Here is a 10,927-nt window from a genome sequence, read left to right as displayed (position 1 = left end):
GACAGCCAGCACCGCCTGATCGGCCTGACCCGCCCCGACGGCAGCAGCGCCACCTACCAATACGACGCCTTCGGCCGCCGCATCCGCAAAACCGTCGACGGCCAGACCACCGAGTTCTTCTGGCAAGGCGACCACCTGATCGCCGAAAGCAGCAAGGAACAGCACCGCAGCTTCATCTACGAACCCGGCACCTTCCGCCCGCTGGCAATGCTCGACGGCAAAGGCCCGAAACGCGCCTGCCCGTTCTACTACCAGCTCGACCACCTCGGCACCCCGCAAGAGCTGACCGACTACAGCGGCGACATCGTCTGGTCAGCCAAATACAGCGCCTACGGCAAGGTCATCTCGCTGGAGCTCGCGACCGAGGACTACCTGAACCAGCCGCTGCGCTTTCAGGGGCAGTACTTCGATGACGAAAGCGGGCTGCATTACAACCGGCATCGGTACTACGACCCGGACGTGGGACGGTACCTGACGCCGGATCCGGTGAAGCTGGCAGGTGGGCTGAATCAGTACCGGTACGTGCCGAATCCGACGGGGTGGGTGGATCCGTTGGGGTTGACGTCCAATTGTCCGCCGCCGAACAAGCCGGGATGTCCGGTGCCGGATGGGGTGGGTGGTTCGATTGTTGATGAGGGTGAGCCAGCGCTGCCGAAGATGACGGCGCAAGAGCGGAGGGAGAGAATTGATGAGTTGGCGGAGGCGAATGCGAAGAGACGTGTGTGGGAATATGAAAAACGTTATGGAATGCACACTGTCGAAAAACACAGTTCAGAAATTTCTGATAAAGCTCTTGAACAGAGAGCAATCAATGGTGCGAATCCTCACACTGGATTAATCCCAAAAGGTGCAAAGGGCAACCGGAGCTCTCAATTTCATAATTGGCGCATGCATTTGGGCGCGCTAAACAAGGCGATGACGAAGGATAAGAATGGCTTGATTATGCACACCGGAAAAGATCAAAACAAAAATCCAATAGTGAGATTGGAACTACCTGGTGCAGGGCGTGGGTACAGGCCGAATAAAAAAGACGTTCAAAATCCTAGCTTGAATGAAAACTTGAATTGGTTTGAAGTTAAGTTTGATCAGGTGAATACGCAAAACCCGTTTACAGCATTTCCGACCGAGGTGAAGTGATGTTGAAAGATCCATATTTAAATGAAGAGTTTGAACCGGATTTAATGTGGTTTATAGGCGTTTTCGACGTTTATGATCGGGAGGAAACTCGAGGTGCGGAACTCGAGGTTTACAATCCTAATGATTCCGCTGATAGAGAGCTTCTTATCAGGAAGTATTGTCTTAACCTGCCATACCTTTCCTATAGGCATAAGCTAGTGCTATTTGAGAATTTGGAATTGCTGCTCTTGGAGCAAAATTATGACTTTCAAGAACTATTCGAGGTCGATGAATACGAAGCTGCAAGTTGGCCGCGGGGAGAATGGTACTCTCTAGAAGATCCGCGTGGCTTCTTCCAAGATCTTTATAAGCTTGCGAAGGAAGCTTGGGGGGAGGATCTTGCGAAAGCCGCCGGAGAGGATCGGTCCACATGGTAGTTATCGAGCCTTTACATCAGCGATGACCTGAAACGAGCGCCTCGTTAAAAGGTAGCGCGCTTATGCTATCGATAACATGCACGCTATACCCCGGAACATTCTTCGCATGATGCTTCGCCTGCGAAGCCATCTCTGCCAACTGACTCGCATCCAGTTGCGCACACGCTTCAGGATGCAAATGCACCACGCCAATGGACAATGACAGCAAAGGAAACTCCTGACGAATGCCCTGACGATTCGGCGCAACAAAACAACCGGCCTCCAGATGTTCCGGGCGGTAGAATCGTCGACATTGACTCTGGAAATCATCAAGCAATTGGTTCAGCCGTTTGCGCCAATCCTCCGGGCCGAGCACCAACAGGAAATCATCCCCCCCGATATGCCCGACGAAATCGCGGGACGGGTCGACGCGTTCGTTGAGGCATTGCGCCAGACACAGCAACACCTCATCCCCACGCCCATACCCATAGATATCGTTAAAGGGTTTGAAGCTGTCGATGTCGACATAACAAATGACTGACTCGCGCCCTTGTTGTAGTAGTCGGGTGAGGCATTGCTGAATCGGCACATTCCCCGGCAGCAACGTCAGCGGATTGGCATAGCGCGCCTGCTGGATCTTCAGTTCGGTAATCAGTTTGAGCACGTCAATCACCCGGCCCAGGCCGAGGTAGCTGCCGCTGAGGGTGATGATGAAGTCTTCTTCGATGCGTTGTCGGGCGCGGCTCGTGATCAGGCGGCTGACCTGTTGCAGCGACTGGCTCATTTCGACGGCGAGGAAGTCATCGTTCATCAGGCGGCTGATCGGTTTGCGGGCGAACAGGTCGGTGGCGAACGGTTTGAGCAGCGCATCGGACAACGAGTGACGATGAACGATGCCGCACGGCTGACCCTGTTCGTCGAGTACTGCCAGCGAATTCAGGTTGGCCTGACGGCGGAAGGCTTCCAGTACGGTGGCGGTCGGTGTGTCGCGATTCACGGCGGGTTGATCGTTGAGCAGGGCGCTGAGGTCGCTGCCTTCATCGTTCAACGCAACGGCGCTGCTGTCGTGCTTGGGCATTAAGGCGCGAGCATCGCGCGGCGGGTGTTCCTGAGGGCGACCGAGCAGGTAGCCCTGCACCAGATCCACACCCATCTCGGTCAGCACTGCCAGTTCTTCCGGCAACTCGATTCCCTCGGCAATTACCTGCGCCCGGGAGGCCTTGGCGATTTGCAGGATCGATCCAACAAACTCGCGCTTCAATGCGTCTTGGTGAATGCCGTCGATGAAGTGCCGGTCGATCTTCACGTAATCCGGCCGCAGCTCCGACCACAGGCGCAGGCTTGAATAACCCGCGCCCAGATCGTCGAGGGCAATCGAAAACCCCATGGCTCGATAGTGATGCAGTGCGGTTTGCAGCAACTGGAAATCATCGATCGGCGTCTGTTCGGTGAGTTCGATCACCACCTGGCTCGGTGGAATACCAAAATCCTGCAGCAACTGCAGCGTTCGCCCCGGTTGGTGCGCCGCTTCGAGCAAGGATTCCGGAGAGACGTTGAGAAACAACTTGCCCGGCAACTGCTGTTCGTTGAAACGACGACAGGCGCTCTGGCGGCAGGCGATTTCCAGTTCGCTCAAGCGTCCGGCCTGTCGGGCCACGGCGAACAGGGCGATGGGGGAGTGCAGCGGGCTGTTGGACGGGCCGCGGGTCAGGGCTTCGTAGCCGAGAATGCGCCGTTCGGAGAGGCAAATGATCGGCTGGAACAGGCTGTGTAAACCGCTTTGAGTCAGGATCGAGCTCAAGGCACTCAGCTGTTCGGTCGTGGTCATGGCAATCTCTGGCGATAAAAAAAGGACTGGGAGCGTTCTCGATGAAGAGAACCGCTCCCAGTCCTTTATTGCACGACAGAATGATGACTGTTTGATGACGATCCGGGGATCGTCAGCATTAAATTGCCATCACCTTACTTCTTTGCGACCTGGTTGCTCAGCTTCAGGTAATCCAGCAGTACGCGCCCGGTCTCGCTCAGGTAGGCGTCGTCTTCCGGTTTGACCTTGTCCGGCTCGGCGGCTGCCAGGGCGTCGTCGTCTTCTTTCTTCAGCTCTTTGAGCGGTTCTTCGCCTTTGGCCTTGCGACGGATGTTCTCCATCGCCAGTTGCTTGGCGTCGATGTCGGCGTGCTGTGCACGGCGTTCGGCTTCGTTGAGGCTGACGGTTTTTTCTTCCAGCAGCTTCTGCGCCAGGGCCAGCTTGTCACGGATGAACACGAACTCCGCGTCCTTGGCGGAACGGCTGTCATGCTCGGATTTCAGCTGGGCCAAGTACGGCTTGAACGGATCGCTCGCCGGTTTGATCGCCGCGCGGATGGTGTCCCACGGCATGGCTTCCGGCAGGGCGCTTTCGCCGATTTCCTTGGTGTCGATGATCGACGGGTAATCGATGTCCGGCAGTACGCCCTGATGCTGGGTGCTCTGACCGGAAACCCGGTAGAACTTGGCCAGGGTCAGTTTCAGTTCGCCATGGTTCAGCGGCTGAATGGTCTGCACGGTGCCTTTGCCGAAGGTCTGGCCACCGATGATCAGCGCACGGTGGTAGTCCTGCATGGCGCCGGCGAAGATCTCCGAAGCCGAGGCGGACAGGCGGTTGACCAGCAGCGCCATCGGGCCTTTGTAGAACGCGCCCGGGTTTTCATCTTCAAGTACATCGACCCGGCCATCGGCATTACGCACGAGCACGGTAGGGCCCTTGTCGATGAACAGGCTGGTCAGCTCGGTGGCTTCCTGCAGGGAACCGCCGCCGTTGTTGCGCAAGTCGATGACCACGCCGTCGACTTTCTCTTTCTGCAGTTCGGTCAGCAGCTTCTTGACGTCGCGCGTGGTGCTCTTGTAGTCCGGATCGCCGGCACGGAAGGCCTTGAAGTCGAGGTAGAACGCCGGAATCTCGATCACGCCGAGCTTGTAGTCGCGGCCGTCCTGTTTCAGGTTCAGCACGGACTTCTTCACGGCCTGGTCTTCAAGCTTCACCGCTTCGCGGGTGATCGGCACGATCTTGCTGGTCTGGTCGTTCGGCGCATTGCTCGCCGGGATTACTTCCAGACGCACCACAGTGCCTTTCGGGCCACGGATCAGCTTGACCACTTCGTCCAGGCGCCAGCCGACCACGTCGACCATCTCTTTGTTGCCTTGGGCAACGCCGATGATCTTGTCGGCCGGAGCAACCTGCTTGGTCTTGTCGGCCGGGCCTGCCGGCACCAGACGCACGACTTTCACCTGATCGTTGTCGCTCTGCAACACGGCGCCGATGCCCTCGAGGGACAGGCTCATGTTGATGTCGAAGTTCTCCGCGTTATCCGGCGACAGATAGTTGGTGTGCGGATCGTAAGACATGGCGAAGGTGTTGATGTACGCCTGGAAGATGTCTTCGGCGCGGGTCTGGTCCAGACGTGCCAGTTGATTCTTGTAGCGCTTGGTCAGGGTTTCCTGGATCTGCTTCGGCTCTTTGCCTGCGATCTTCTGCCGCAGCACTTCGTCCTTGACGCGTTTGCGCCACAGGTCATCGAGTTCGGCGGTGGACTTGAGCCACGGAGCGTCCTTGCGATCGATCAGCAAGGTTTCCTTGGTGGTGAAGTCCATCTTGTCGACGCCTTTGTTCAGCTCGGCAAGGGCGAAGTCCAGACGCGCCTTCACGCGGTCCAGGTAGCGCTTGTAGATGGTGAACCCGGCGTTGAGGTCGCCGCTCTTGAGGAAGTCGTCGAACTGGGTCTTCCACTTGTCGAATTCGGCGATGTCGCTGGCCATGAAGTAGCTGCGCGACGGGTCGAGCAGCTTGATGTAGCTGTCGTAGATGATCACCGAGCGCGCATCGTCGAGCGGCGGCTTGCTGTAGTGGTGACGCTTGAGCAACTCGACGACGTTCAGACTGGCGATCACTTCGTCGCGATCAGGCTGCAACTTGTCCCAGCTGTTGGCTGCGAATGTGGTGCCCGACACCGGCAACAGACCGATACCGATGAAAAGAGCGAGGGCGGTGCTGGGGAGCAGATGCTTCATGCTGATTCGACGCGGGGACAATTGATAACGCATATTAGGCCGTCTTTGAAGTCGCCGGTACCTCTACGCTCTGTACGATAACTGCTGTTCAGCGTTCGTTCAGACCCCAGGGCCGGTCGCATAATGCAAAAAGCCCGGCGCTACAGCTTCGGGCTCAGTCCAGACTCACTATGGAGGCACTGTGAAGGCATTGCAAGGCGTTGAAGGTCAAGTGGCATGGGTTGATGAACCAAGTCCTACATGTGATGTAGGACAAGTTCGCATCCGGGTGGCGGCAGCGGGCCTCAATCGCGCGGATTTATTACAGAAAGCCGGACTTTATCCACCCCCTCCAGGTGCCAGCCAGGTGCTGGGTCTTGAGTGTTCCGGGGTGATCAGCGAGGTCGGCGCAGGCTCGTCCTGGCAGGTCGGTGACCGGGTCTGCGCCTTGCTGGCCGGGGGTGGGATGGCGCAAGAGGTGGTCGTCGACGGACGGCATGTGTTGCCGGTTCCGGAAGGTGTATCGCTGATTGAGGCCGCTGCCTTGCCAGAGGTGTACGCGACCGTCTGGCTGAATGTGTTTCAACTTGCGGCGCTCAAACCGGGTGAGAAAGTTCTTCTGCACGCCGGAGCCAGTGGCATCGGCTCAGCCGCGATTCAACTGTGCAAGGCTTTCGGCAATCCGTGCTGGGTCAGCGTCGGTTCGGCTGAGCGGCTGGCCTACTGCGAATCGCTGGGTGCCCAGGGCGGGGTTGTTCGCACCGACGATCTGGAAAGCCTGAGGGATTTCGGACCGTTCGATGTGATTCTGGATCCGGTGGGCGGCAACTATTCGGCGTTGAACCTCAAGTTGATGGCTCAGGACGGCCGCTGGGTGCTGATCGGCCTGATGGGCGGCCGCGAGGCAAAACTGGATCTGGCCCAGGTATTGGCAAAGCGCGTGCAACTGCTGGGCTCGACCCTGCGCAGCCGTGACGATCAGTTCAAGGCCGACCTGTTCAGCGATCTGAGCCAACACGTGTGGCCACTGTTTTCCGAAGGGCGCCTGAAGCCGCAACTGGCCAAGGCGTTCCCGATCAAGGATGCCGAGGCAGCGTTCGCCGAGTTGGCGAGCAACACGGTGGCGGGGAAGCTGGTGCTGGTGATCGACGAAAGCCTGAGCTGATCATCGACGCTTGTGGGAGCAGGCCTGCTCCCACAAGGCAATCGCTTACTTCCAGAGATGGATCGGCCAGCCGGATTTCTCGGCCTCTGCAAGCAGTACTGGGTCCGGATTGACCACATGCGGGTAATCCACTTTCAGCAGCAGCGGCAGATCATTGCGTGAGTCGGAATAGAAACTCGCGCCTTCAAGGTTTTCCTCTTCGGCGTCCAGCCACTCCAGCAAACGGGTGATCTTGCCTTCGCGGTAGGTCAGGGTGCCCACGGTGTGGCCGCTGTACACGCCGTGCGCCACTTCCAGTTCGATCCCCAGCACCTCGTCGATGCCCAGCCGTTCGGCAATCGGTTTGACCAGGTGCGTGCCCGAGGCCGAGATCACCAGAATCCGGTCGCCGGCTTTGCGGTGGGCGGCGATGGTCTTGGTGGCGTCGCTGAAGATGATCGGTTCGATGAAGTCTTCAACCCACGGGCCGACCAGATGCTCGACTTCTTCCGGGGTGCGGCCGATCAGCGGTTCGAGGCTGAAGTCCATGTAGTCTTCCATGCGCAACTTGCCATGGCTGTAGGCGTCCATCAGCTCGTTGTTCCTGCGCATGAACGACTCGGGATCGACCCAGCCCAGGCGCCCCATCTGCTCGCTCCAGAGTGTGGCGCAGTCGCCGTGGATCAGGGTTTCGTCCAGATCAAAAATTGCCAGGGCCATCAGTTCAGTTCCCTCTTGGGTGTCAGCAAAGTCATCAGGCTACCTCACACAGGGCGGTGGGATCGATGGAAAGTGACAGGCGCTGACCGTCGGGATGCAGATCCGCCGCCGAACGGTTGAGCACATCCACTACCAGTTCCACGCCCCGGGCTTCGACGCGGTAGCGGATCACGTTGCCCAGCAGACTGTGGCTGCGGATTTGCGCATCGGGTTCACCGCTGAGGCTCAGTTCAATGGCTTCCGGGCGAATCGCGATGCGGTGGTTGATCGGCCGCTGCAACAGCTTCGACGCACTCTCGGCATCCAGCAGGTTGTAGTTGCCGATGAAGCCGGCGGCGAACACGTCGACCGGCGCGGTGTAGAGGGTTTCGGCATCGCCGCTTTGTACGATCTTTCCCTGATTCATCAGGAAAATCCGGTCAGACATGGTCAGGGCTTCTTCCTGATCGTGTGTGACGAAAATCGTGGTCAGGCCGAGTTCGCGCTGGATCTGACGGATCTGTTCGCGCAGGTGTTTGCGAATCCGCGCATCGAGGGCCGACAGCGGTTCATCCAGCAGCAACAGGCGCGGACGGGTCACCAGTGAGCGGGCGAGGGCGACCCGCTGGCATTGACCGCCGGACAGCTGATGCGGATAGCGACTGGCGAAATCGTTGAGTTCAACCAGTTTCAACACTTCGGCAACCCGCTTGTGGCTGTCGTCGGCGTTGACCTTTTGCATGCGCAAACCGAAGGCGACGTTCTGTTCGACGGTCATGTTGGGGAACAGCGCGTAGCTCTGGAACACCATGCCGATCCCGCGTTTCTGCGGGGTGAGCGGCACGATGTCGACGCCATCGAGCAAGATCTTGCCGCCATCCACCGGCGTCAGCCCGGCGATGCAGCGCAGCAGGGTAGATTTACCGCAACCGGACGGGCCGAGCAGGGTGACGAATTCACCCTTCTGGATTTCGCAGTTGATGTCGCTGAACACCGTAGTGCCCGCGTAGTTTTTTTGCAGGTGTTGGACGCTGACATAGCTCATTCGCTTTTGTCCTTGTTCAAGATGTTGGCGACCCAGGTCAGGACCAGCACGAAAAAGAAGTAGGAAATCACCAGCGCACTGGTGAAGTGGCCGCTGCTGTTGCGCATGTTGTTCAGATAAACCTGCAGGGTTTCGTAGCGGGTGCCGACCAGGATGTTGGCGAACACGAACTCACCGAACAGGAACGAGAACGACAGCAGCAACGCGACCATCAGGCCTTTGCGCAGGTTCGGCAGCACTACCAGGAAAGCTGCCTGAAAGGTGCTGGCGCCGAGCAGTTGGGCGGCGTCCATCAGGTCGCGCAGGTTGATCGCTTGCAGGTTGTTGGTGATCGCCCGGTACATGAACGGCAGCGCCACGGTGAAGTAGCAACCGATCAAAATCCACGGCGTGCCGACCATCGCAAACGGCCCGGAACCGTAGAGCTGCAACAGCCCCACCGACGACACCACTGGCGGCACCGCGAAGGGCAGCAGGATCAGGATGTTCATCAGCGCATCGAGCTTCGGGAAGTGGTAATGCACCACGAACAGCAGCGGCAGGATCAGCACCACCGACAGAATCAGCGCGCCGACACACACCAGCAACGACTGACCGAAGGCGTGCAGAAAACGCGGATCGCTCCACAACTGGATGTACCACTTGAAGGTGAAACCGCTGGGCAGGATGGTGGCCGACCAACTGCTGGCGATCGAGTAGATCAGCGTGCCCACCAGCGGCAGCAGCAGGATGGCGAACAACAGATAGACCACGACGCGGTGGTAGACGCCGGCCGTACCGGATTCAGCGCGAGACATGGTAGCTCCTCTTCAGCAGCAGTTGATGCACGACGGTCACCAGGGTCATCAGCGCCACCAGCACCACGGCCAGGGCACTGGCCAGGTTCGGATCGAGAGAAATGTCGCCAGAGACCATCGCCGCAATCCGGATCGGCAGTACGTTGAAGTTGCCGGTGGTCAGCGCGTACACCGTGGCGTAGGCGCCGAGGGCGTTGGCCAGCAGGATCACGAAGGTGCCGAGCAGGGCCGGGGTCAGTACCGGCAGGCCGATGTGGCGCCAGAACTGCCAGCCGTCGGCACCGAGCAATGCGGCGGATTCGCGCCAGTCTTCGCGTAGGGCGTCGAACGCCGGGTATAGCAGCAGGACGCCCAAGGGAATCTGGAAGTAGGTGTAGAGGATGATCAACCCGGTTTTCGAATACAGGTTGAAGTCTTCGATGATCCCGGCCTGCTTCAACATGATGGTGATGCTGCCGTTGAAGCCGAGCAGGATGATGAATGCAAACGCCAGCGGCACGCCGGCGAAGTTGCTGGTCATGTTGGCGAAGGCGTTGACGAAGTTGCGCAGTTTCGAATCGACCCGGCGCAGCGAGTACGCACCCAGCACCGCGATGATGATGCCGAACACACTCGACCAGAAACTGATTTCGAGGCTGTACTGGATCGCCTGCAGATAGAACTTCGAACTGAAGATCTTGCTGAAGTTGGCGAACCCCCAGCCGAACTCTTCCGACTGCAGGCTGTTGATCATCACCCAGATCAGCGGGGCGATTTCGAACACGATAAAGAACAGCGCGAAAGGCACCAGGCACAGGGCTGCCAGCCATTTGCCGCGAGTCATTGAGTTCACTTGAGCAACTCCCGGCACACAGGTTTGTCGTGGGGCACGCCGAGCAGCTCGCAGACCGTGCCGCAGATGTCGGTCTGCTTCGGCGTGGCGTCGGTGTTCAGGCTGAAGGCATCACCGAGTACGAACAACGGCACCTGACGTTCTTCCGGCAGCAGGCCGTTGTGCGAGCGGTCGTTGTTCATGCCATGGTCGGCGGTCACCAGCACCTGGCAGCCGGCGTCGAGCCAGCCTTGCAGGTAGTCGGCGAGGATGATGTCGGCGCTGCGCGCACTGTTGCGGTATTGCGGGGTGTCGAGGCCGTGCTTGTGGCCGGCGTCGTCGATGTTCATCGGATGGATCAGCAGAAAGTCCGGGGCGTGGCGCAGACGCAGGTTTTCGGCGTCGGCGAACAGGTGCGAGTCCGGGTAGTGATCGTTCCAGTAGAAGTGGCCGTGCTGGATCGGCAGTGTCGGGTCATCGGTATGCCGGTCCCGTGCGGCAACGAACGGCGAGCGGTTGTAGAGCTCGCTGACCCAGTGGTACGCCGCAGCGGCGGTTTTCAGACCGGCATCACGGGCATAGTGATAGATGCTGCGCTGGTTGGACAGGCGCGAGACGTTGTTGTGGACGATGCCGCTGTCGATCGGCGGTATGCCCGTGAGGATGCATTCGTAAAGCGGTCGGGACAGGGCCGGCAGCTCGCACTCCAACTGATAGAGCGCGGCGCGTCCTGCGCCAACGTAAGCCTGCAGATGCCCCATGGCGTGACGCGCGACCTCGTAGTTGAGGCCGTCGAGCACGACAAGGATGACAGTGTGCTTCATAGGGGCAAAAACTCCGCGAAACAGAAAATTTCAGATTCAGTCGGGAGCC

At 58.9% G+C, this 10,927-nt stretch carries 10 protein-coding genes; 3 read left to right on the top strand and 7 right to left on the bottom strand.

The features are described from left to right. Both AC1Q9F_RS27200 and AC1Q9F_RS27195 read left to right on the top strand, forming a co-directional pair. Positions 1–1,137, top strand: a 1,137-nt coding sequence (locus AC1Q9F_RS27200) for an RHS repeat domain-containing protein (protein WP_492621328.1), incomplete at its 5' end; no start/stop codon positions are given. After that, complete coding sequence (locus tag AC1Q9F_RS27195) at positions 1,137–1,553, top strand: hypothetical protein (RefSeq protein WP_492621327.1); 417 nt, start codon at positions 1,137–1,139, stop codon at positions 1,551–1,553. The genes AC1Q9F_RS27200 and AC1Q9F_RS27195, both read left to right, overlap by 1 nt. Before the next feature lie 16 nt (positions 1,554–1,569). Here AC1Q9F_RS27195 and AC1Q9F_RS27190 read toward each other — a convergent pair whose 3' ends face one another. Both AC1Q9F_RS27190 and AC1Q9F_RS27185 read right to left on the bottom strand, forming a co-directional pair. Further along, a complete protein-coding gene (locus AC1Q9F_RS27190; protein ID WP_492621326.1) occupies positions 1,570–3,360 on the bottom strand; it encodes a bifunctional diguanylate cyclase/phosphodiesterase in 1,791 nt (596 codons plus the stop codon). Positions 3,361–3,494: 134 nt separating this feature from the next. Then, the gene (locus AC1Q9F_RS27185; protein ID WP_007960197.1) at positions 3,495–5,579 is read right to left on the bottom strand and encodes a carboxy terminal-processing peptidase; all 2,085 of its coding nucleotides are present in this window, start codon (positions 5,577–5,579) and stop codon (positions 3,495–3,497) included. 181 nt (positions 5,580–5,760) lie between these two features. Here AC1Q9F_RS27185 and AC1Q9F_RS27180 point away from each other — a divergent pair, with 181 nt between their 5' ends. Then, a complete protein-coding gene (locus tag AC1Q9F_RS27180) occupies positions 5,761–6,723 on the top strand; it encodes a zinc-binding dehydrogenase (protein ID WP_085748480.1) in 963 nt (320 codons plus the stop codon). Between the two features lie 45 nt (positions 6,724–6,768). Here AC1Q9F_RS27180 and AC1Q9F_RS27175 read toward each other — a convergent pair whose 3' ends face one another. From AC1Q9F_RS27175 to AC1Q9F_RS27155, 5 genes are read right to left on the bottom strand one after another with little or no spacing between them, the layout of a single operon-like run. Further along, positions 6,769–7,422, bottom strand: a complete 654-nt coding sequence (locus tag AC1Q9F_RS27175) for an HAD family hydrolase (RefSeq protein WP_127797363.1) — start codon at positions 7,420–7,422, stop codon at positions 6,769–6,771. Positions 7,423–7,456: 34 nt separating this feature from the next. Further along, complete coding sequence (locus AC1Q9F_RS27170; RefSeq protein WP_011333173.1) at positions 7,457–8,446, bottom strand: ABC transporter ATP-binding protein; 990 nt, start codon at positions 8,444–8,446, stop codon at positions 7,457–7,459. Beyond that, positions 8,443–9,243 (bottom strand): ABC transporter permease, encoded by an 801-nt coding sequence (locus AC1Q9F_RS27165; RefSeq protein WP_492621325.1) that lies wholly within the window; start codon positions 9,241–9,243, stop codon positions 8,443–8,445. The genes AC1Q9F_RS27170 and AC1Q9F_RS27165 overlap by 4 nt, the downstream gene beginning before the upstream one ends. Further along, positions 9,230–10,066 (bottom strand): ABC transporter permease, encoded by an 837-nt coding sequence (locus AC1Q9F_RS27160; protein WP_162130491.1) that lies wholly within the window; start codon positions 10,064–10,066, stop codon positions 9,230–9,232. Before AC1Q9F_RS27160 ends, AC1Q9F_RS27165 begins: the two co-directional genes overlap by 14 nt. Before the next feature lie 5 nt (positions 10,067–10,071). Further along, positions 10,072–10,878: an alkaline phosphatase family protein gene (locus tag AC1Q9F_RS27155; protein ID WP_492621324.1), complete on the bottom strand. Its 807-nt coding sequence runs from the start codon at positions 10,876–10,878 to the stop codon at positions 10,072–10,074. Between the last annotated feature and the right edge of the window lie 49 nt (positions 10,879–10,927).

This window comes from Pseudomonas sp. GW823-FHT04A03 (genome assembly GCF_058796615.1).
This window is presented reverse-complemented; position numbering and strand designations above follow the sequence as displayed.